Annotated in this window: 21 protein-coding genes, 1 tRNA gene and 1 pseudogene; 10 read left to right on the top strand and 13 right to left on the bottom strand. The window is 67.3% G+C overall.

Features of this window, described 5'->3' with window-relative positions; genetic code table 11:
- The first annotated feature begins 45 nt into the window (after positions 1 to 45).
- Both AC3ERS_RS02715 and AC3ERS_RS02720 read left to right on the top strand, forming a co-directional pair.
- Entirely contained in the window at positions 46 to 630 is a 585-nt protein-coding gene (locus AC3ERS_RS02715) for a DinB family protein (RefSeq protein ID WP_431963076.1), read from the top strand.
- A 146-nt stretch (positions 631 to 776) separates the two neighbouring features.
- A complete protein-coding gene (locus AC3ERS_RS02720) occupies positions 777 to 1,907 on the top strand; it encodes an NDMA-dependent alcohol dehydrogenase (protein WP_431963078.1) in 1,131 nt (376 codons plus the stop codon).
- 1 nt (position 1,908) lies between these two features.
- Here the strand turns inward: AC3ERS_RS02720 and AC3ERS_RS02725 are convergent, their stop codons facing one another.
- The gene (locus tag AC3ERS_RS02725; protein ID WP_431963080.1) at positions 1,909 to 2,262 is read right to left on the bottom strand and encodes an iron chaperone; all 354 of its coding nucleotides are present in this window, start codon (positions 2,260 to 2,262) and stop codon (positions 1,909 to 1,911) included.
- Between the two features lie 95 nt (positions 2,263 to 2,357).
- Entirely contained in the window at positions 2,358 to 3,548 is a 1,191-nt protein-coding gene (locus AC3ERS_RS02730; protein ID WP_431963082.1) for a serine hydrolase domain-containing protein, read from the bottom strand.
- 188 nt (positions 3,549 to 3,736) lie between these two features.
- Here AC3ERS_RS02730 and AC3ERS_RS02735 point away from each other — a divergent pair, with 188 nt between their 5' ends.
- Both AC3ERS_RS02735 and AC3ERS_RS02740 read left to right on the top strand, forming a co-directional pair.
- Positions 3,737 to 4,567 carry a serine hydrolase domain-containing protein gene (locus AC3ERS_RS02735; protein ID WP_431963084.1) on the top strand — a complete coding sequence of 277 codons (831 nt, stop codon included), beginning with the start codon at positions 3,737 to 3,739 and terminating at the stop codon, positions 4,565 to 4,567.
- Positions 4,568 to 4,659: 92 nt separating this feature from the next.
- Entirely contained in the window at positions 4,660 to 5,196 is a 537-nt protein-coding gene (locus AC3ERS_RS02740; RefSeq protein WP_431963086.1) for a DUF3145 domain-containing protein, read from the top strand.
- A 190-nt stretch (positions 5,197 to 5,386) separates the two neighbouring features.
- Here AC3ERS_RS02740 and AC3ERS_RS02745 read toward each other — a convergent pair whose 3' ends face one another.
- The 4 genes from AC3ERS_RS02745 to AC3ERS_RS02760 form a co-directional block, all read right to left on the bottom strand.
- Complete coding sequence (locus AC3ERS_RS02745; RefSeq protein ID WP_431963088.1) at positions 5,387 to 6,139, bottom strand: YwaF family protein; 753 nt, start codon at positions 6,137 to 6,139, stop codon at positions 5,387 to 5,389.
- A 443-nt stretch (positions 6,140 to 6,582) separates the two neighbouring features.
- Positions 6,583 to 7,452, bottom strand: a complete 870-nt coding sequence (locus AC3ERS_RS02750; protein ID WP_431963090.1) for a metal ABC transporter permease — start codon at positions 7,450 to 7,452, stop codon at positions 6,583 to 6,585.
- A gap of 1 nt (position 7,453) precedes the next feature.
- Complete coding sequence (locus AC3ERS_RS02755; RefSeq protein WP_431963092.1) at positions 7,454 to 8,203, bottom strand: metal ABC transporter ATP-binding protein; 750 nt, start codon at positions 8,201 to 8,203, stop codon at positions 7,454 to 7,456.
- A complete protein-coding gene (locus tag AC3ERS_RS02760) occupies positions 8,200 to 9,120 on the bottom strand; it encodes a metal ABC transporter substrate-binding protein (RefSeq protein WP_431963579.1) in 921 nt (306 codons plus the stop codon). Before AC3ERS_RS02760 ends, AC3ERS_RS02755 begins: the two co-directional genes overlap by 4 nt.
- Positions 9,121 to 9,798: 678 nt before the next feature.
- Between AC3ERS_RS02760 and AC3ERS_RS02765 the strand changes: the two genes are divergently transcribed.
- Entirely contained in the window at positions 9,799 to 10,206 is a 408-nt protein-coding gene (locus AC3ERS_RS02765; protein ID WP_431963094.1) for a VOC family protein, read from the top strand.
- 173 nt (positions 10,207 to 10,379) lie between these two features.
- Here AC3ERS_RS02765 and AC3ERS_RS02770 read toward each other — a convergent pair whose 3' ends face one another.
- The 7 genes and pseudogenes from AC3ERS_RS02770 to AC3ERS_RS02800 form a co-directional block, all read right to left on the bottom strand.
- Positions 10,380 to 10,766 carry an MmyB family transcriptional regulator gene (locus tag AC3ERS_RS02770; RefSeq protein ID WP_431963096.1) on the bottom strand — a complete coding sequence of 129 codons (387 nt, stop codon included), beginning with the start codon at positions 10,764 to 10,766 and terminating at the stop codon, positions 10,380 to 10,382.
- A 494-nt stretch (positions 10,767 to 11,260) separates the two neighbouring features.
- The gene (locus AC3ERS_RS02775) at positions 11,261 to 11,659 is read right to left on the bottom strand and encodes a GNAT family N-acetyltransferase (RefSeq protein WP_431963098.1); all 399 of its coding nucleotides are present in this window, start codon (positions 11,657 to 11,659) and stop codon (positions 11,261 to 11,263) included.
- Positions 11,660 to 11,714: 55 nt separating this feature from the next.
- Positions 11,715 to 12,422: pseudogene (locus AC3ERS_RS02780) on the bottom strand (transposase); the annotation flags it as partial.
- Between the two features lie 307 nt (positions 12,423 to 12,729).
- Positions 12,730 to 12,801 (bottom strand) — tRNA-Val (locus tag AC3ERS_RS02785).
- Positions 12,802 to 12,831: 30 nt separating this feature from the next.
- Entirely contained in the window at positions 12,832 to 13,296 is a 465-nt protein-coding gene (locus AC3ERS_RS02790) for a peroxiredoxin (RefSeq protein ID WP_431963100.1), read from the bottom strand.
- Positions 13,297 to 13,369: 73 nt separating this feature from the next.
- Positions 13,370 to 13,792: a DUF3052 domain-containing protein gene (locus AC3ERS_RS02795; RefSeq protein WP_431963581.1), complete on the bottom strand. Its 423-nt coding sequence runs from the start codon at positions 13,790 to 13,792 to the stop codon at positions 13,370 to 13,372.
- 116 nt (positions 13,793 to 13,908) lie between these two features.
- Positions 13,909 to 14,466, bottom strand: a complete 558-nt coding sequence (locus AC3ERS_RS02800) for a hypothetical protein (protein ID WP_431963102.1) — start codon at positions 14,464 to 14,466, stop codon at positions 13,909 to 13,911.
- A gap of 393 nt (positions 14,467 to 14,859) precedes the next feature.
- Here AC3ERS_RS02800 and aceE point away from each other — a divergent pair, with 393 nt between their 5' ends.
- From aceE to AC3ERS_RS02825, 5 genes are all read left to right on the top strand, one after another.
- The gene (aceE, locus tag AC3ERS_RS02805; RefSeq protein ID WP_488186836.1) at positions 14,860 to 17,664 is read left to right on the top strand and encodes a pyruvate dehydrogenase (acetyl-transferring), homodimeric type; all 2,805 of its coding nucleotides are present in this window, start codon (positions 14,860 to 14,862) and stop codon (positions 17,662 to 17,664) included.
- Positions 17,665 to 17,735: 71 nt separating this feature from the next.
- Positions 17,736 to 19,010, top strand: coding sequence for a PucR family transcriptional regulator (locus AC3ERS_RS02810; protein WP_431963586.1), 1,275 nt, complete (start codon positions 17,736 to 17,738; stop codon positions 19,008 to 19,010).
- 128 nt (positions 19,011 to 19,138) lie between these two features.
- Positions 19,139 to 20,053 carry an ACP S-malonyltransferase gene (locus tag AC3ERS_RS02815; RefSeq protein ID WP_431963104.1) on the top strand — a complete coding sequence of 305 codons (915 nt, stop codon included), beginning with the start codon at positions 19,139 to 19,141 and terminating at the stop codon, positions 20,051 to 20,053.
- 126 nt (positions 20,054 to 20,179) lie between these two features.
- Positions 20,180 to 20,479, top strand: a complete 300-nt coding sequence (gene acpM / locus AC3ERS_RS02820) for a meromycolate extension acyl carrier protein AcpM (RefSeq protein ID WP_014982996.1) — start codon at positions 20,180 to 20,182, stop codon at positions 20,477 to 20,479.
- Positions 20,480 to 20,489: 10 nt separating this feature from the next.
- Positions 20,490 to 21,740, top strand: coding sequence for a KasA/KasB family beta-ketoacyl-ACP synthase (locus tag AC3ERS_RS02825; protein WP_357454036.1), 1,251 nt, complete (start codon positions 20,490 to 20,492; stop codon positions 21,738 to 21,740).
- The last annotated feature ends 23 nt before the right edge of the window (positions 21,741 to 21,763 follow it).

Below are 21,763 nucleotides of genomic sequence, written 5' to 3' on the forward strand. Positions count from 1 at the left end.
GTATATGGATGGAAATTCATATACGGCCAGCTCTATTTTCGACGCATGCCGATCGTTCCCGACGTGAAGAACTGGACCTGGGTGCTGGAGCGCGCCTGCCCCGAATGCGGATTCGACGCCACCGCCACCCCGTACGAGCAGGTGCCCGGGCTGGCCCGGGCGAGCGCCGACCGGTTGCGCGCGGTGCTCGAACGTCCCGATGCGCGGCGTCGCCCGGACGAGTCGACCTGGTCGCCGCTGGAGTACGCGGCCCACGTGCGCGACGTGTGCCGGATCTTCGCCTATCGCGCCGCGGTGGCCGCGCGCACCGCCGCGGTGGATCCGCGGGTGCCCGCCTTCGACGCGTGCGGACGCACCCCGGAGGAGACGCCGGACGGGCTGCCGGTCTTCTCGAACTGGGATCAGGACGCGACCGCGATCGCCGACGGCTACGACACCCAGGACCCCGGCGCGGTCTCGGGAGAGCTGGCGCTGGCGGCCGAGACGGCGGCGCGGGCATTCGAAGCGGTGCCCGCGGCGGATCGCGGGTTGCGGGTGCGGCGCGGCGACGGGTCGGTCTTCACCGTCGACTCGCTGGCGAAGTACTTCGTGCACGACCTCGTCCACCACGTCTACGACGTGCGTGGCTGAGAACCGGGGCCGAATCTGGAACGCGTTCGGGCATCACGCCATCGCGCACCGATGAATTTTCGGACCGGTACTAGAACGCGTTCCACTTTTCTCGTACTGTGGGTGCAGTCACATTGAAGCACTGTGCACGCGAGAGGTCGACAGGAATGAAGACGAAGGGCGCGATCCTGTGGGGGATCGACGAGCCGTGGTCGGTGGAAGAGATCGAGGTCGGCGATCCGGTCGCCGGCGAAGTGCAGATCCGGATGGAAACAGCCGGTATGTGCCACTCGGATCACCACATCGTCACAGGTGCGACACCGATGCCCGCGTTCCCCGTGATGGGCGGCCACGAGGGCGCGGGCGTGATCACCAAGCTCGGGCCGAACGTGCCGGGCGACCTCCAGGTCGGTGACCACGTCATCCTGTCGTTCATCCCCGCGTGCGGCCGCTGTCCGGCCTGCGTCTCGGGCAACATGGCGCTGTGCGATCTCGGCGCGGGTCTGCTGCTCGGCCAGGCGATCAGCGACGGCACCTATCGCATCCAGGCGCGCGGCCAGAACGTCATCCCGATGTGCCTGCTCGGCACCTTCGCGCCGTACATGACGGTGCACCACACCTCGGTGGTGAAGATCGACCCGACCATCCCGTTCGAGGTGGCCTGCCTGGTCGGGTGCGGTGTGCCGACCGGTTTCGGCTCCTCGACGCACGTGGCCAACGTGATGCCCGGCGAGACCGTGGTGATCGCGGGCATCGGCGGCGTCGGCATGAGCGCGTTGCAGGGCGCGGTGCTCTCCGGCGCGTCCAAGGTCGTCGCCATCGACCCCAACCCGTGGAAGCGGGAGCAGGCGCAGAAGTTCGGGGCCACCCACACCTACGCCAGCATGGCCGAGGCCATCATGCCGCTGATGGACGCCACCGAGGGACGGATGGCCGAGAAGGTCATCCTCACCATGGGCGAGATGCACGGCGACTACATCGAAGAGGGCCTGATCCTCACCGCCAAGGCGGGCACCCTGGTGGTCACCTCCATGGGCCGCATGGACGCGGGCGAGGTCAAGATGAACAGCTTCCTGCTGTCCATGCTGCAGAAGACGGTGAAGGGCTGCATCTTCGGCGGCGGCAACGCCCGCCAGGACGCGCCGCGCCTGCTGTCGCTGTACAAGTCCGGCCAGCTCAACCTGGACGACATGGTGACCCGCAGCTACAAGCTGGAGGAGATCAACCAGGGCTACCAGGACATGTTGGACGGCAAGAACATTCGCGGCATCATCCGCTACACCGAAGCCGACTGGTAGATCAGCCGCCGACCCGCTCGGCGAGCCGGACCGCGACCTGGGTGACCAGATCGTGCGGGATCGGCGCGTCGAGCGGGAACCGCAACGTCCCCTTGCCCGCGCGGTAGGGCTCGATCGCGAGCTCGAAAGCCATGTCGCCCTCCGGGATCGGGTAGAGGCTGACGTGCTCCTTCCATCCCGCGAAGTGCACGATATTGCGGCCGTGCAGCTTGAAGGTCGGGATGTCGTAGCTGATCGACTCGACGGCGCCGGGCAGGGCGGTGTGGATCGTCTCGCGCAACTCGGTCAGTACCGCGCGCACGTCCTCGGGGAAGCCCGAGATGTACGCGTCGATGGTCGCGGGATGCCCTGCCACGAGGTCCTCCGATCGGTGATCGATGGATGAGTCCGGCGATGCCTCGCCAGTGTACGCAGCGGGGGTGGCACGGGCGGGTACCCGCGCCCGGCGGTTCAGGCTTTGCAGCGCAACAGGGCTGCGCGCAGGTTGCGGCTGCGCACGTCGTCGAGGACGGCCATGCCGAGGCGATTCATGGTGTAGCCGAAACCGAGACCGGTGCTCGGATCGGCGAAGCCGAAGGAGCCGCCGAGGCCGGTGGTGCCGTAGGCGCGTTTGTCGGAGCCGAACCGGAACGAACCGCGGGACTTGCGGAAGCCCAAGTGGTAGCGACTCTTGGTGTGCAGCACCAGATCCTCGGCGGGCACGTCGTCGGCGGTGTCGGCCGCGGCGAGCAGGCCGAGCAGGTCGTCGGCGATGGGCAGCGCGCCGGTGCGCGCCGCGGCGGCGCCGTAGACCTTGGCCAGCGAGCGGGCATTGCCCACGCCGCCGTGACCGGGCAACTCCACGCCGAGGAACTCGCGGCGAGTCGCGCGCGCGGGCGCTCCGCAGCGCGGATTGGTCAGCGCCGCATAGGAATGCCCGCGTTCCAGGAAGATCTCGGCGCCGATGCGCAGCGGCATGTCGCGCTCGTAGCGCAGGATGTCCAGGCCCTTGGTGGCCGAGAGCACGGCGACGCGCTCGATCGGCTCGTCGGCGGGCAGGCCGATGAAGAAGTCCGCGCCCAACGGCTTCGCGATGTCCTCGGCGAAGACGCGCCCGAGCGTCCGGCCCTCGGGATCGACGCGGCGTACCAGCTCGCCCTGGTAGAGCCCGAGGGTGATCGCGTGATAGCCGTGCCGGGTGCCGGGCTGCCACGCGGGTTTCTGGGCGGCGAGGATTTCGGCGAGGCCGTCCAGATCGGCGATCTGTGACAGCTTCACGATGGTGTCGAGACCGGACAGTCCGGCCTGGTGATCGATGAGCTGGCGCACCGTGATCGCACTCTTGCCGTGCGCGGCGAACTCCGGCCAGTAGTCGGCGACCGGTTTCTCGTAGTCCAGCACGCCCCTCGATACGGCGGCGGCGACCACGAACGCCGCCATGCCCTTCGTCGAGGAGAAGACCGGCACGATCGTGTCCCGCTCCCACGGCTGCGTGCGACGCCGGTCGCGGTGTCCGGCCCACAGGTCGACCACGGGCTGGTCACCCGCGAAAACGGCTACGGCCGCTCCGATTTCGCCGTGCCGGGAAAAATTGCGACGGAACGCGTCGGCGACCGGGCCGAAGCCGGGGGCCACGTCGCCGTGGATCGTGGGTGCACTCATGCCTGTGCCTCGCTGACGCTCGGCTGCGGCATGCGCGCGGCACGCTGGCACATGATTCGCTCACTACGTTCACTCATGGTGAGTCGATGGTACCGGCGGTACCGAGATCTTCCCCGGGGATGCCGCGCACCGGATCGATTTCCGGTCGCGGTGCTACGGCGCAGGCGCGGTCTCGTTAGGCTCGTTTCGTGCGTGCACTCGAGCAGATCAAGGACTGGCCGGTTCGACACGCGGCCGCAGGTGTGGTCACCGGCGCGGGCGCGGTCTCGCAGGGCGACGCCGAGCGCGTCTTCCCGCTCGCCTCGGTGACCAAGCCGCTGGTCGCCTACGGTGTGCTCGTCGCGGTGGAAGAGGGCGCGATCGAGCTCGACCAACCCGTGGGTCCGCCAGGAGCGACCGTCCGCCATCTGCTCGCGCACACCTCCGGCCTCGCCTTCGACACCACCGACGTGCTCGCCGAACCCGGCGCCCGCCGCATCTACTCGAGTTCCGGTTTCGAGGTGCTCGCCGAATTCGTCACCGAGCAAACCGGTATCGCGTTCGACGAATACCTGCGGGACGCGGTGTTCGAGCCGCTCGGCATGAAATCCTCGGTGCTGTCCGGATCCGCCGGGCACGCCTGCCGGTCCACCGTCGCGGACCTGCTGCTGTTCGCCGCCGAACTGCTGGACCCTCGGCTGATCTCCGGGCAGACCCACGCCGAGGCGAGCACCGTGCAATTCCCCGGCGTGAACGGCATCCTGCCCGGCTACGGCTCGAAGCGGCCCAACGACTGGGGACTCGGATTCGAAATCCGCGATGGGAAATCCCCGCACTGGACCGGCGGCGCGAACTCCCCGCGCACCTACGGCCATTTCGGCCAGTCGGGCACCTTCCTGTGGGTCGATCCGGAAATTCGGGTGGCGTGTATCGCGTTGGCGGACGAGAATTTCGGCGACTGGGCACGGGAGGTGTGGCCGGTCCTGAGTGACGCCGTGATCGCCGAAACGAGACTCGCGGGCAACACACGCGCGAAGTAACATACGTAACTTCGGGCACTCCAGTACACTCAGGCAACGCCAGCTGGACGGGTCGTTGGGGAAGACGTCCCTCGTCTGAGCTGGAGGTAGTGGTGCGCGCATCGAGTCAGTTCGCGGACGCGACGGCGGGTGTGGTGTGGATCCACTCGTCGCCCGCCGCGCTGTGCCCGCACGTCGAGTGGGCACTCACCTCGGCCCTCGGTTCCCCCGCGAAACTGCGGTGGACCACCCAACCCGCCGACGGTCAACTGCGCGCCACCAGCGACTGGATCGGGCCCGTCGGCACCGCCGCCCGAATCGCCCAGTCGTTGCGCTCCTGGCCGGTGCTTCGATTCGAGGTCACCGAGGACCCGAGCGACGGGGTGGACGGGGAGCGCTACAGCTTCGTGCCCGGTCTGGGGTTGTGGCACGGGTCCACCAGTGCGAGCGGTGATGTCACGCTGGGTGAGATGCGGCTGCGAGCGATGCTTCAGGCAGCGCGAGAATTGGGGAAGTACTCGGCGTACGACCTGGCCTCGGAGATCGACCGCGCGCTGGGGACGGCGTGGGACGAGGATCTGGAGGTGTTCCGCTCCGGAGAGTGCGGTGCTGGTGCGGAAGTGACGTGGTTGCGGCGGGACGTGGGGTAGGGCTTCGGCTGTCGCTGCGGACCGGTCGGGTTCTGCGCCGCGGTTGGGTGGTCGGGGCGAGAAGCCCTGTGCCGCAGCGTTTCTTCTGATCTGCTCGGTTTCTTGGGTTTCGTTCGGGTGGGCGTTGTGGGCGCGTTGGGTGACGCGGTTCCGGGGGTAGGCCTGCGTTTCATGCGCAGTTGTCTGCAAATCAGCCGTGTTCGGCCCTCGGCGAGCTCGTCGCCTGGTTCGCAGCAGGCAGCCTCGGCGTCGACGCGGAGCGGACCCACGGCCAGGTCATCAAGGCCCACACGACGAGCAACACGACAGCCACGGTCCCCAGGTACCAGGGCCATGGCCCGAGCACGTCGAGCAGCGACAATGTCGAGGGCTTTCGGTTGACGAAACCGTAGTTGGTGTCGGCGAGGGAGTTGAAGACGAAGGTGATCGCGACCCACACCACGGTGACCGCCACGGCGAACCAGTAGCTGCGCCAGTTCGGGTGCATACCGATGCCCCAGGTCAAGTAGATCGCGGCCCAGACCACGGCCAGGTGGATCGCCCAGAAGGCCAGGAACACCTTGTTCGGGAAGTCGGGGCTCTCCAGCGCCGGTGAAATGAGCGCCTGTGTGCTCAGAGTGAGGCACCAGTAGTAGGTGAGCGCGTATGCCCAGCGCTGGTGTGTCAACAGCGCGTAGCCGGCGACGATGGTCGCGAGATCGGTCAGGCGCAGCGGCACTGAGCGTCCGAGGGCCGGAGGGAACAAGGTGGTGATGTAGATGGTCAGGTATATCCCCAGCGTCACCGCGCCGAACGTCCGGCTGAAACGGCGTGCGGCGAAGTCGTTTCGATGCCTTCGTCCGATCACGACGACCAGCACCGCGCCCACCGCGAACAGAGCCAGCACAATCCAGTGCGACAGCCCGTATGCGGAGAACTCCCGCTGCGCCGTGGGTGCGTCCACCTATTTAGTTTAGTGGCGGCGAGCCGTGGATTTCGTGGATGCAGCACGGGGCGAGTCCCCGACCAGCGCCTCGATGCCGCTGCGTTCAGTAGGTCCGGGCCGGGACCCGGTGCCGATCGCGACGTTCGCCAGGATGCGCGCGGTGAGCACGCGCGTCGCGTCCATTGGACAGAGACCGCGACGGCTGCGTCTTCGGCGGGCAGTTAGTCCGGCGTGTGCCACATCGTCGTCGACGAGGCACCGCGGCCGCCGTCTGGCGTCATGTTCGCCGAGGAGGGCGAGTGCGATCCCGGCGCGCGAACTCCGTGTACATCGAGCATCCGCTGCCGACCGGACAGGCGATCAGCCGTGTTGTGGGGAGGTTATCCTCGACCTCCCCGCCGCGGCGGTCGCTCCCTTCGACGGAGTCGTCGAAGAGTACGGGTCGGCGGGGTCCCCGAGGCTCAGGCCGCGACCGCGGTGCGGCGGCGAGCGGCGGTGATGCGGCGGCCGATGACGCCCTGACGTGGAGCGAACAGGTATACGAGCGTGAAGGCGACGCCTTGGACCACAACCACCATGCCGCCCGGCGCGGTGTCGAGGTGGTAGCTGATGTACAGGCCGATCACCGAGCAGAGCGCGGATACCGACGGAGCGATCAGCAGCATGCGGCCGAAGCGATCGGTGAGCAGGTAAGCCGTGGCTCCGGGGATGATCAGCATGGCCACCACCAGGATGACCCCGACCGCTTGGAGCGCGAGGACCGCGGTCAAGGCGAGCAGCGCGAGGAGCGCGGTGCCGAGCAGGCGAGGACGCAGGCCGATGGCGTGGGCGTGGGTGGCGTCGAAGGCATAGAGGGTGAAGTCGCGTCGCTTCAGGACCAGGGCCGCGAGGACGATGACGGCGAGTATGGCGATCTGGACGAGTTCGTCACTGCTCACGCCGAGCAGGTTGCCGAAGATGATGTGGTTCAAGTCGGTTTGGCTCGGCGTCACCGAGACCAGGACCAGGCCGAAGGCGAACAGGGTGGTGAAGACGATGCCGATCGCCGCGTCTTCCTTGACCCGGCTGGTATTGCGCACGACGCCGATGAGCCCGACGGCGAGGAAGCCGAACACGACCGCGCCCACCGCGAACGGCGCACCGACGATATAGGCGAGGACTACACCGGGCAGCACCGCATGCGATACCGCATCGCCCATCAGGGACCAGCCGATCAGCACCAGCCAGCACGACAGCGTCGCGCACACCACGGCGGTGACCAGGGTGGTGGCCAGCGCCCGCACCATGAACTCGTAGCGCAGCGGATCGACGAAGAACTCGACGAGGGACATCTCAACCCGCCTTCGGAAGTGAATCGCGTTCCAGCACATCGAGTCCGAAGGCCAGGGCCAGCTTCTCCGGGCGCAGGATCTCGTGGGTGTCGCCGTGCGCGAGCACCTTTCGCATGAGCAGCACCGATTCGTCGGCGAGGTCGGGTAGCGCGTGCAGGTCGTGGGTGGAGACCAGGATGGTGGCGCCGTCGGCGGCGAGTTCACGCAGCAGTGTGGTGATGGTGGCTTCGGAGCGCTTGTCCACGCCGGCGAACGGCTCATCGAGCAGCAGAATCGTTGCACCCTGGGCGATTCCGCGCGCCACGAAGGCGCGTTTGCGCTGTCCGCCGGACAGTTGGCCGATCTGCCGATCGGCCAGGTCGGTCAGTTCCACTCGCTCCAGGGCGTGTGCCACGGCCTCTCGGTCCGCGCGACGGGGGCGGCGGGTGAAACCCATGTGGCCGTAGCGCCCGGTCATCACCACATCGCGCACCGAGAGCGGGAAGCTCCAGTCGACGGCCTCGCTCTGCGGCACATAGCCGAGCGTTCCGGCGCGCCGTGCGCCGGCGGGATCGGTCCCGCCGATATGGACCGTGCCCCGATCGGGTCGCACCAGACCCATGATCGTCTTGAACAGCGTCGACTTGCCGGAACCGTTCATGCCGACCAGGCCGCACACGCGTCCCGATTGCAAGGTCAGATCGACGCCGTCGAGCGCAAGCACCTCGCCGTAGTGGACTGTGACATCACGGATTTCGATGCTGGGTGTCATGGCCGGGCTCCCGTCAGCGCCGCACTGATGGTCTTGGCGTCGTGCCGGACGAGATCCAGGTAGGTGGGCACCGGGCCGTCCGCCTCCGACAGCGAGTCCACGTAGAGCACACCGCCGAATCGGGCACCGGTCGCCTCGACCACGCGCTGCATGGGCGCATCCGACACCGTCGACTCGCAGAACACGGCGGGCACCCGGTTCGCGCGGACGAAATCGATGGCCGAGGTGATCTGCTGCGGAGTGGCCTGCTGTTCGGCATTGACAGCCCAGATGTACTTCTCGGTGAGCCCTGCGTCGCGAGCCAGGTAGGAGAACGCGCCCTCGCAGGTCACCAGCGCGCGCTCGTTGGGCGGCAGCGTGGCCAGGGTGGTTACCAGTTCGTCGTGGATCTTCTGGAGTTCGGCCTGGTAGGCCGCTCCTGCGGCGTGAAAGTCGGCGGAATGCTCAGGATCGAGTTCGCTGAAGGCGCGAATCATGTTGTCCACGTAGGTCTTCACGTTCAACGGCGACATCCACGCGTGCGGGTTCGGCTTCCCCTGGTACGCGTCCTCGGTGATCGACATCGGCGCCACACCCTCGCTGACGACCACATGCTTCACGTCGACATCCTCGACGAACTGCGCGAACCACGCCTCGAGGTTCATGCCGTTGTCGAGGATGAGATCGGCGGTCGAGGCCCTGCGCACATCGCCCGGAGTCGGCTCGTAGCCGTGGATCTCCGCGCCCACCTTCGTAATCGATTCGACGGTGAGATGCTCACCCGCGACCTGCCGAGCGATATCGGCGAGCACGGTGAACGTGGTCAGCACGACCGGCTTCTCGTTCTGGTTCGCGGATTCACCACAGGCGGCGAGCGCGGCGGTCAGTGCGACGGTGCCGAGCAACGCGGCGAACACGCGAGCGGGAGTGCGGAACAACGGGTGGAGCCAAACCTTCACGAGGCGAATGATAAATTTCGGGTTACCTAAATTTCAAGTTCAAGGGGTCCAAACTGACCTTGTGATTGATGCCACATCGTGCTAGGGCAACGACTTCACACAGCGGATCGGACCCCGCCGCGCCGGTTGGGTTCGCGACGGCGGTACGTCACCAGGGCGAACTCCCGGGATCGTCCAGTACAGTCCGGCACGGTATGGACCGACCATCCGATCGTCGGACGGTGGGCAAGGCTGAGGCCACTTTCTCCGCCCGAGGCGGAACAATCGTTGCGCTGGCGTCCTCGGTGCTGAGTGCGGTGGCGACTCTGCGCGCGGCTTCGTGGAGCGGGGTGCCGAGCACATCGGTCGCACCGCGTCGGAGTCCTTCGCCCTCGATGTCCGCCGCCGACCGGACCCGCCGTCCAGGACCGGCGAGGGAGTCGGCGTACACGGATTCGGGGCGGGTGCTCGATGCCGGGGCTAACCGACGGCGTCGTTGGCGTAGATGTCGCGATTGAGGCCGGGGGGTCTCCGCCGAATCCGTGACGAGGAGAACGCCGACGGACTTGCGCCACAACCATGTCGAGGTCGATCGCGTCCGGCTGCGCTATGTCGAAGCCTGCGGCATCACGCCGCGAAAGACCTGCGGTGTGCGAGGCCGAGCCCTACGCTCGGCCAGTGCACCTGGAACTGATCACGATCATCGTTGCGGAGTACGACCCAGCCATCGAATTCTTCGTGGAGACTCTGGGTTTCGATCTGATCGAGGACTCCCCATCCTTGACCGACGACGGGCGTCCCAAGCGATGGGTCGTCGTTCGCCCGCCCGCCGCCTCCACCGGAATCCTGCTGGCACGCGCCGATGGTGACAGGCAGCGTGCTGCGGTCGGAGACCAGGTCGCAGGTCGGGTCGGGTTCTTCCTGCGGGTCGAGGATTTCGATGCCGCATACCACCGAATGACCTCTGCTGGTGTGGAATTCGTGATCGGCCCGCGCACGGAGCCGTACGGTCGAGTCGCGGTCTTTCTCGACATCTCCGGCAACCGCTGGGACCTCCTCGGCCCTACGGAAACATCTACAGCCTGAGCGCGAATCGAGTAGCCGCGGGCATGGGGGCGAGGATGCCGTCGAAGGTTTGGGGTACACCAGTGCTGAAACCCGCCGGGCGGAGTGTGGGGCTTCGCCTGGTGACCGGATGTCGTGGGTCAGTAGCAGGTTTCGGGCAAGACCGTTGTCCGAGCGCGGTGGGCTTCGTCGAGTTATTCGCGGACTCGAGCGTTCATTGTGGGATGCGCGTCCCCGCTGTCCGCGCCCAGGCCCGCGAGCAGGCGCAGCCCGTCCTCGGTGGGGCTGCCGGGGGCCGCGGACAGCACCAGCAGCTCCATGCCTGATTCGTCCGGTAGCGCGAAGTTCTCCTGGTGCAGTTCCAGCAGTCCGACCAGCGGGTGCCGGTACGCCTTGCGTCCGTGCGTGCGGGCGCACACGTCGGCACGAGCCCAGAGGCGGCGGAAGCGCTCGCTGCCCATCGCCAGCTCGCCGATGAGCGAGGCCAAGCGGGGGTCGTCGGGGTATTTGCCCGCGGACAGGCGCAGGTGCCCGACCACGTCGAGGGTGCATTTCTCCCAGTCGAGATCCCCTCGCTGCACCTGAAGGAGGGACTGGAGCCCGCGGGCTGCACGGGGTTCGGGCTGCACGTGCGCGGCTGACCGCCGATCGACAGGACGAGCTGGGCGGGAACCCGAGGAGCAGCCCGAGGGCCGTGGCGGTGGTGAGGGTGAGCGGCACTTCTGGTATGCCTCCGACCGTGTATCGGCGCCGGGTGGAATGGTCCATGAGTAGCGCCGAGATCGATGCGAAGAAGTCCGCAGCCAAAGGCGCAGCGGGACATGTCTTACGGAGCTGTTCGGCACCGAGCCTGAGGCGCAGGTCAGGGAAGCGCGGCATCCGGGATCGACCGGCTCGGGGCCGGGGTTCCGGAGGCGAAGGGTGGCACCAGGTAGGCGGGCTCGAGGTGGAAGAACGCGGCATCGGGATCGGCGGGCCTCCGGTCGGGTCCGGAGAAGGCGGGACCAGGGGTGTCCCTATGGTTTTGGTCAAGCTGGATCGGTCGTGGTCGGTTGCGCCGCTGTGGCGTTCGGTGTCAGTTCAGCCGTAGTAGGCCGGCGTCGGTGGTTCGGAACCCGCAGGTGTCGCGATAGAAGCTGTTGAGGTGTGGTTCGTAGTCGACGTGGAGCCACTCGATACCGAGTTCGCGTAGGTCGCCGATAAGAGCCGCGACCAGGCTGGTTCCGATGCGCTGATGCTGGAAGTCGGGGGCGACCACGGTGTCGAGGAGGAACGCATGCCGACCTCCGCCCCAGACCGCGTGCACGAACCCGACAAGCCGATTGCCGACGAACGCACCGACCCACGATCTGCTGTGCCGTTCCAGGCGCGCCGTCCAAGGGCTCGGCACGTGGTCACCGCCGAAGGCGTCGGTGTGGAGCCGTGAGAGCTCCTCATCGTCGACAGCGAAACGGATGCGGAGATCCGCGATCATGCGGTGTCCTCTCAGCGCAGGTCGTCATGACGAATGAAGTCACGTCATCGTGGCATCACGTCGATGCTGGGACCAGCGGATTTCGGTAGGGCTGTTTGGTTTTGAGCATGGCGTAGAGGACGTCGCAGCGGCGCCGGGCCAGGCAGACGAGGGCGGTGTTGTGGTTCTTGCCCTCGGCGTGCTTCCGGTCGTGGTAGGTGCGGCTTGCCGGGTCGTGCAGGGCGGCGAAGGCGGACAGGAACAGGGCGCGTTCGAGTTTGTGGTTGCCTGATCGAGCTGGTGATTCCCGCGGATGGAGCTGCCGGATCGGTGGGTGACCGGGGCGATCCCGGCGTAGGAGGCGAGGTGGCCTGCCGAAGCGGAGCGCGTCGGCGAGTTTCGGTAGCACGACCTCGGCGGCTTTCGCGCCGGGAACGGTGACGGTCTGTGCGGGCAGGGCGGCCAGGACCTCATCGACCAGGCGTGTGTCCATCCGGGGCGCGTGCTCGGTGGCGATCGTGGTGAGTTTGCGTTTGCCCGCGGCTCGGATCCCTGCTGGACCGCCGCACCGGGACAAGATCTCCAGAACCGCAGGATGTGAGATCAGGGGCCCCAAGACGCGTTCGAGAGCTGGGTGGATGCTGGTCAGCAGGCCACGGATGCGGTTGCTGGTGCGAGTGGCTTGGCCAGCCAGGTCGTCGTCGAAGCCGACCAGGACGCCGAGCTCGGTGAGGGCTTCGTCGCCGGTGTCGAGCCTGGGAACTAAGCGCGGCACCAAGCGGGCACAGCATGGGATTGTCGAGCCACAGGTCGGGGTCCGGAGAAGAGGGTGGCACCAGGTAGGCGGGCTCCGGGCCGAGTCCTGGTGTGGCATTGGGATCGGCGAGTCCTGGGGTGGGCCCGGGGACGAAGCGCGGCACACCAGGTGGGACGGGCCTGGAGGGGAGCGCGCCGTTGGGATCGGCGACCCTGAGGCCGGGGGTCCGGGGGCGAAGCCCGCCGGGTGGGGCGTGAGGGCTTCGCCCCCACAAAACACGACGAAACGAGAGCGGCTCATGCTCTCCATGAGCATGAGCCGCCTGCGAGTGCTGTGGGCGCAGAGGGGATCGAACCCCCGACCGCTGGTGTGTAAAACCAGTGCTCTACCGCTGAGCTATACGCCCGTCCGCCGCCGAGGGATCGGCGGCAACGGTCTATGAATCTAGCGCGGCGAGCGCTTTCTCCCAAGCCGCCTGGTCACGGGGCTCTCCGGGGCCGTTCATCTCGGAGAAGCGGATGTATCCGTCGCGGTCGACGACGAAGGTGCCGCGGTTGGGATAGCCGGACTTCTCATTGAAGACGCCGTAGGCCTGGGCGATGGCGCCGTGCGGCCAGAAATCGGAGAGCAGGGGGAAGGTGTAGCCCTGCTCGGCGGCCCAGATCTTGTGTGTGGGCGGCGGGCCGACGGAGATGGCGAGGATGTCGGCGTTGTCGTTCTGGAACTTGGGCAGCTCGTCGCGCACCTTGCACAGCTCGCCCTGGCAGATGCCGGTGAACGCCAGCGGATAGAACACGATCAGCACGTTCTTCTTGCCCCGGTAATCCGACAGCGTGACGTCCTGGTTGTTCTGGTCCCGCAGCGTGAAATCCGGCGCGAAGGTGCCCACCTCGAGCGGCATACGCGAATCCTCCATCGGTTCGGGTCTCCACCGGGCGGCGGTAACACCGCCCGGCGAAACCATAGCGAAAGGCTCAGCGCTGCTTCGACGGAGCCTTCGGCTGTACCAGTCTGCTGCCGATCCAGGCGCCGAGGCTGATCGCCGAGGTCTGGGTCAGACCTGCGGTCGGCGCTGCCTCCGCGATCTCGCTCGGATCGACATGGCCAGGCAGGCCGGTCTTGGGAGTGAGGACCCAGATGAAACCGTCGTCGGCCAGGGGGCTGATGACCTCCATCAACTCGTCGGCCAGGTCGCCGTCGCCGTCTCGCCACCACAGCAGCACGGCGTCGACGACCTCGTCGGAGTCCTCGTCGACCATCTCACCACCGCTGGCGTCCTCGACATCGGCCCTCAGGTCGTCGTCGGTATCTTCGTCCCAGCCCAGCTCCTGGACAACCAAGCCGTGTGTAATGCCAAGCTTCTGAGCGTAGTTCTGCGCGTCCGCCGCGGCGACCACGGTGGTGTCCTCCTCAACTCCCGACAGTAGATAGTTGCAAGCGAACATGGTTATCGGCTCGAGCGCAAGCCGATCGGCCGAAATGATCATCGAATGTCGCGTCGGACGCCGTGTCGTCAGCGTTTCGGGCACGCGTCGCGGACCGCGTTGCGCGCGTCGTTCACCCGCTTGCTCGCCTCGTTGAGCGCGCCGACGGGCGCGGTGTAGGTCATGGTGCGGGTCTCCGCGGCCAACGCGCGTGCGGCGGCGACGTATTCGTTGAATTTCGCGGCCAGGTCCGGGGGCAGCGGCTCCGCGGCGGTGTTCACGCCGGTTTCGACTTTCGTCGCCGCGTCCTCGAGGGTTTGCGCGGCCGCGTCGCGCTTCGCGGCGTAGTCGGGCGCGTTGGAATCGTGTGCGTCGACGAAGTCGTTGTAGCTCGACACGCCCGCACCGGTGACGGCGGGGAATTGCGCGCAGTTGTCGGTGATCGCCTGGGCTTGCGCCGCCGCCTGCCGGGACGAGGTGGCCGCGGCCGACGATGCCGCCGCCTCGGTCTTGTAAGCGGCCAGCTCCGACGTGTTCGGATAAGCGCTACCCGCCACCTGCTCGGCGCAGCCTGCGACCGTCAATCCGGTCGCGACGGCGGCGGTCGCGCACACCAGTCCGAACCCGCGTGGGTTCAGCAGTTTCATCGTCCTCCCCGCTCTTGTTCGTCCATCGGCGGTCATCGAAAAACACGTGTTCAGGCGGCTGAGCGACGCCCGGTTCCCGGCGCGTGCCGGGGCAACTGGGGAGTAACCAGTTTCCTGCAAACGGTACTGGATTTCCTGCTGACATGATGACCTGGGACGCATCCTCGGCAAGGATGGAGGGTGCGCCCGAACCTTACGTAACGGGTGGTCCGCCCACCAGCGCGCCCGCCCGGGGAAACAGACGCCACAGCATGTCCACCCCCTGTACGAGGAGCACCTTTGACCGACCTGATCGACTCTTCCACTTCAGCGAAATCCGCTGAAAGCACCGCCGCCCCCGCTCCCGCCGCCGGACGCGAATCGAACGGTTCGCAGCCGCAGTCGGGTGGACGTGTGCGGGTGATCCGCGAAGGGGTGGCGTCCTACCTGCCTGACATCGATCCGGAGGAGACGAGCGAATGGCTCGAGTCCTTCGACGAGATGCTCGACCGCGAGGGCCCGGGCCGGGCCCGCTATCTGATGCTGCGCCTGCTGGAGCGGGCCGGTGAGCGCCGGGTCGCCATCCCGTCGCTGACCTCCACCGACTACGTCAACACGATCCCCACCGAGAACGAGCCGTGGTTCCCCGGCGACGAAGAGGTGGAGCGGCGCTACCGGGCCTGGATCCGATGGAACGCGGCCATCATGGTGCACCGCGCGCAGCGGCCCGGCATCGGCGTCGGCGGCCACATCTCGACCTATGCCTCCTCCGCGGCGCTCTACGAGGTGGGCTTCAACCACTTCTTCCGCGGCAAGAACCACACCGGCGGCGGCGACCAGATCTTCATCCAGGGCCACGCCTCGCCCGGCATCTACGCGCGCGCCTTCCTCGAAGGCAGGCTCAGCGCCGACAAGCTCGACGGGTTCCGGCAGGAGTACAGCCACGGCGGCCTCGGCCACGGGCTGCCGTCCTACCCGCACCCGCGGTTGCTGAACAACTTCTGGGAGTTCCCGACGGTGTCCATGGGCCTCGGCCCGATGAACGCCATCTACCAGGCGCGGTTCAACCACTACCTGAACGACCGCGGCATCAAGGACACCTCCGACCAGCACGTCTGGGCGTTCCTCGGCGACGGCGAGATGGACGAGCCGGAGTCGCGCGGTCTCGCGCACGTGGCCGCCATGGAGGGCCTGGACAACCTGACCTTCGTGGTGAACTGCAACCTGCAGCGCCTGGACGGTCCGGTGCGCGGCAACGGCAAGATCATCCAGGAGCTGGAGTCGTTCTTCCGCGGCGCGGGCTGGAACGTCATCAAGGTGATCTGGGGCCGCGAGTGGGACGCGCTGCTCGGCGCCGATCGCGACGGCGCGCTGGTGAACCTGATGAACACCACCCCCGACGGTGATTTCCAGACCTACAAGGCCAACGACGGCGCCTACGTCCGCGACCACTTCTTCGGCCGCGACCCGCGCACCAAGGCGCTGGTGCAGAACATGTCCGATCAGGACATCTGGAATCTCAAGCGCGGCGGGCACGACTACCGCAAGGTGTACGCCGCCTACGCCGCCGCGATGGCGCACAAGGGTCAGCCGACGGTGATCCTGGCCAAGACCATCAAGGGCTACACCCTCGGCAAGCACTTCGAGGGCCGCAACGCCACGCACCAGATGAAGAAGCTGACGTTGCAGGACCTCAAGGACTTCCGCGACCTGCAGCGGATCCCGATCACCGACGCCGAGCTGGAGAAGGATCCGTACCTGCCGCCGTACTACCACCCCGGTATGGAGGCCCGCGAGATCCAGTACATGCTGGACCGGCGCCAGGCGCTCGGCGGCTTCCTGCCCGAGCGGCGCAGCTTGGCAAAGCCGCTGCAACTGCCGGGCGACGAGGCGTACCGCTCGGTGCGCAAGGGCTCGGGCAAGCAGAACGTGGCCACCACGATGGCGCTCGTGCGGTTGATGAAGGAGCTGTTGCGGGACAAGGAGATCGGCAAGCGGATCGTGCCGATCATCCCCGACGAGGCCCGCACCTTCGGTATGGACTCGTGGTTCCCTTCGTTGAAGATCTACAACCGCAACGGCCAGTTGTACACATCGGTCGACGCGGAATTGATGCTTGCCTACAAAGAGAGCGCGATCGGGCAGATCCTGCACGAGGGCATCAACGAGGCCGGTTCGACGGCGTCGTTCACCGCGGCGGGCACCTCCTACGCGACGCACGGCGAGCCGATGATCCCGCTGTACATCTTCTACTCGATGTTCGGCTTCCAGCGCACCGGCGACGGACTGTGGGCGGCCGCGGATCAGCTCGCGCGCGGATTCGTGCTCGGAGCGACCGCCGGGCGAACCACGCTGACGGGCGAGGGTCTGCAGCACAACGACGGACACTCGCTGCTGCTCGCCTCCACCAATCCCGCGGTGGTGACCTACGATCCGGCCTTCGCCTTCGAGATCGCGCACATCGTGCGCGACGGCCTGCGCCGGATGTACGGCGGCGGCGTCACGCCGCCGCATCAGGCCGCGCTGCCGGGCACCGAGCCCATGGAGCGGCCCGACACCGACACCTTCGGCGGCGAGGACATCTTCTACTACATCACCCTCTACAACGAGCCCTACCAGCAGCCGGCCGAGCCGGACGACCTGGACGTGGCTGGTCTGCTCGAGGGTCTCTATCTGTACCGGCGCGGGGGCGAGGGCGACGTGCGCGCCCAGATCCTGGTCTCCGGCGTCACGGTGCCCGACGGCTTGCGCGCGCAGGCGCTGCTCGCCGAGGAGTGGGGTGTGCAGGCGGATGTCTGGTCGGTGACCTCGTGGGGCGAGCTCCGCAAGGAGGCGCTGGCCAAGGAGATCGCGGCGCTGCGCAAGCCGGGCGAGGATCCGGGCGTCCCGTACGTCACCGAGGCGCTGTCGCGGGTCGAAGGCCCGTACGTCGCCGCGACCGACTGGATGCGCGCCGTCCCCGATCAGGTGCGCAAGTGGGTGCCCGGCGACTTCACCACGCTCGGCACGGACGGGTTCGGCTTCTCCGACACCCGGCCCGCCGCGCGACGCGTCTTCAACGTCGACGCGCAGTCGATCGCCGTCGCGGCCCTGGCCGGGCTGGGACGGACCGGCAAGATCGACCCGGCCAAGGCCGTCGAGGCCGCCGCGAAGTATCGGATCGATGATGTGGACGCCGCGCCGAAGGCGGCGGTGGGTTCGGACGAAGATCTCGCATAGCGGAACATTGGATCGTGGAACGTAAACCGCCGCGGCCCCGTCGGATCACCGAAGGCTCCTCCGAGCACGAGGTGTATCTGCCGACCGGCGCGCTCTCACCGAACCGGCAGAATCGCGACCCGCTCCCGGACACACTGCTCAAACGGGTGAAGCAGTTCTCGGGCCGACTGTCCACCGAGGCAGTGGGATCGATGCAGGATCGGTTGCCGTTCTTCGCCGATCTGGACGCCGCGCAGCGCGCGGGCGTCCAGATGCTGGTGCAGACCGCGGTGGTGAACTTCCTGGAGTGGCTGCAGGATCCCGACAGCGACATCCGATTCAGCCTGGACGCCTTCCAGGTGATTCCGCAGGATCTGGCGCGGCGGCTGACGCTGCGCCAGACCGTCGACATGGTCCGCGTGGCCATGGAGTTCTTCGAACAGTGGCTGCCTGCGCTGGCGCGCAACGACCGGCAGCTGGTCGCGCTCACCGAGGCGGTGCTGCGATACGGGCGCGAGCTCGGTTTCGCGGCCGCCTCGGTGTACGCCAGCGCCGCGGAATCGCGCGGCGCGTGGGACACCCGCCTCGAGGCGCTCGTGGTGGACGCGGTGGTGCGCGGCGACACCGGCCCGGACATGCTGTCCAGGGCCGCGACGCTGAACTGGGACGCCACCGCGCCCGCCACCGTCCTCGTCGGCACGCCGCCGGGGGAGCAGGGCGTCTCGTCCGTTGGTTCGGTGCACGCCATCGCGGCGCGGCACGGGCGGGCGGCGCTGGCCGTCGTGCAGGGCACCCGGTTGGTCATGGTGGTGAGCGGGCATCTCGGCGACGCCGGGTACGTCTCGCCGTTCCTGGCCGACCTGCTCGCCGAGGTGTTCTCCGACGGTCCTGTGGTCATCGGCCCGACCACCCGCACCCTCGGCGCGGCGCACGCGAGCGCGGTGGAAGCGCTGGCGGGCATGGAGGCCGTGGTGGGCTGGCGGGGGGCGCCGCGTCCGGTGCACGCGGCCGAGTTGTTACCCGAACGCGCTTTGTTGGGTGATCGAGGTGCGATCAACGCGCTGAACGAGTATCTTGTCCTCCCGTTGGCCGCCGCTGGATCGGCGCTCGCCGACACCCTCGATGCCTATCTGGATTGCGGGGGCGCGGTCGAGACGTGCGCCCGTCAGCTGTACGTCCATCCAAATACTGTTCGCTACCGACTCAAACGGATCGCGGAGATCACCGGCCGTGATCCGATGAATCCGAGGGACGCGTACGTACTCCGTATCGCGGCAACGGTGGGTCGTTTGACACGAACACGTAACGAAACGTCAACACCAGCCCCAGAGGTAACTCCGATCCCGATCGGTCAAGAAGGGCTGTAACGCGGAAGGCGGGTCGGTCGATCGGGGCAACCCACGTGGGATTTTGTGGGACCTCCACAAAACCCGTCCGGAAGCTTCATTCGCGCCGACATCTCGTGCGGCGGGGCTCACAGTGTTTTCTTAGAAGCGTGATCGCGTTGTTCGCCCCTGGACAGGGGTCCCAGACACCTGGCATGCTCGCGCCTTGGCTCGACCTTCCCGGCGCGAATGATCGCCTCGCCCAGTGGTCCAAGGCTTCCGGTCTCGACTTGGTTCGTCTCGGCACCATCGCGACGGCCGAAGAGATCGTCGACACCGCGGTGACCCAGCCGCTGGTGGTCGCCGCCGCGCTGCTGGCCTACTCCGAAATCGACCAGGATTCGCTTCCGGCCGCTACGATCATCGCCGGACATTCGGTCGGCGAGTTCGCCGCCGCCGCGGTCGCGGGCGTGATCAGCCCCGACGAGGCGGTCGGTCTCGCCGCTATCCGCGGCGCGGAGATGGCCAAGGCGTGCGCGCTGGAGCCGACCGGAATGTCCGCGGTACTCGGCGGCGACGAAGCCGCCGTCCTGGCGCGACTCGCGGAACTGGACCTCGTTCCGGCCAACCGCAACGCGGTGGGCCAGATCGTGGCCGCGGGCAAGCTGGACGCCCTCGCGGAGCTCGCCGCGAATCCGCCGGAAAAGGCGCGGGTTCGGGCGCTGCCCGTGGCGGGCGCCTTCCACACCGCGTTCATGGCTCCGGCCCAAGACGCGGTGGCGGAGGCCATCGCCAAGATCACGCCCAACGATCCGACCCGGGTGCTGCTGTCGAACTTCGACGGGCAGCCGGTGGCCTCGGGTCAGGACGCGATCGACAAGCTCGCCGCGCAGGTCACCCGACCCGTGCGCTGGGATCTGTGCACCGAGACCGTCCGGCAGGCCGGCGTCTCGGCGGTGGCGGAGCTGCCACCGGCCGGAACACTGGTCGGCATCGCGAAGCGGGAGCTGAAGGGCACGCCGACACTGGCGCTGAAAACCCCCGAAGACCTCCCCGCGTTGGCCGAACTGACGACCTCCGGCTAGCTTTCTCCGCGACCGTGCATCGAAATAATGCAAGGTCGTGACCGAACCAACGGTAACTACCGGAGTGCTCGGCCCGAAAAACAAAAAGAAGAAGCCCTACAAAGTAATCAAGAAGGGAGCCACCAAGTGGCCGCTCTGACCCAGGAACAAATCGTCGAGGAACTCGGCAAGATCATCGAAGAGGTTACGGGTATCGAGCCCTCCGAAGTGACGATCGAGAAGTCTTTCGTCGATGACCTGGACATCGACTCGCTGTCCATGGTCGAAATCGCTGTGCAGACCGAGGACAAGTACGGTGTGAAGATCCCGGACGAGGATCTGGCCAGCTTGAAGACGGTCGGCGACGCTGTCGCCTACATCCAGAAGCTCGAGGCCGAGAACGCTGACGCGGCCGCGGAGCTCAAGGCCAAGTTCGACGCCGAGTAGGGCCGAAAAAGTGACCACTCCTTCCACCTTGAACGGGAATTTCCCCAACGTCGTCGTAACGAGCCTGGCGGCGACCACGTCGATCGCGGGCGACGTCGATGCGACGTGGAAGGGACTCCTCAACGGCGAGAGCGGCATCGACGTTCTCGAGGATTCCTTCGTCGAGGAATACGACCTGCCGGTCCGCATCGGCGGCCACCTGAAGGTCAACCCCGACACTCTGCTGAGCAGGGTCGAGATCCGTCGCATGGCCTATGTCGAGCGACTCGCGACTGTCCTCGGTCGCGAGGTGTGGAAGAACGCGGGCAGCCCGGAGGTCGACCTCGACCGTCTGGGTGTGGCGATCGGCACCGGTCTCGGTGGCGGCGACGCGCTCATCGACTCGGTCGACAAGCTGAAGAACGGCGGCTATCGCAAGATTTCGCCGCTCGCTGTTCAGATGGTCATGCCGAACGGCCCGTCGGCCTGTGTCGGACTCGAGCTGAAGGCCCGGGCAGGAGTGGTCACTCCGGTCTCGGCGTGCTCGTCCGGATCGGAAGCCATCGCCAACGCGTGGCGGATGATCGTGATGGGTGACGCCGACATGGTCGTCACCGGCGGCGTCGAGGGTTTCATCGACTCGGTGCCGATCGCGGCGTTCTCCATGATGCGCGCGATGAGCACGCGCAACGACGACCCCAAGGGTGCGTCGCGTCCGTTCGACAAGGACCGTGACGGCTTCGTCTTCGGCGAGGCCGGTGCGCTGATGACCCTCGAGACCGAGGAGCACGCCAAGGCGCGCGGTGCCACGATCCACGCCCGTCTGCTCGGCGCAGGCATCACCTCGGACGGCTTCCACCTGGTCGCCCCCGATCCCGAGGGCACCGGCGCCGCCCGCGCGATGACCCGCGCGATGCAGACCGCCGGCCTGTCCAAGCAGGACATCACCCACATCAACGCGCACGCCACCGCGACGCCGATCGGCGACACCGCGGAAGCGAACGCGATCAACAAGGCCGTCGGCAACCACCCGTCGGTGTACGCGCCCAAGTCGGCACTGGGCCACTCGATCGGCGCCGTCGGCGCGCTCGAGTCCGTGCTGACCGTGCTCAGCATCCGGGACGGCATCGTCCCGCCGACGCTGAACCTGGAGAACCAGGATCCCGAGGTCGACCTCGACGTGGTGAAGGGCGAAGCCCGCCGCCAGGAGATCGAGTACGCGATCAACAACTCCTTTGGTTTCGGTGGGCACAATGTCGCGCTCGCCTTCGGTCGCGCATAGCCGCACGACTGACTGCAACAACG

The organism is Nocardia sp. bgisy134 (assembly GCF_057708325.1).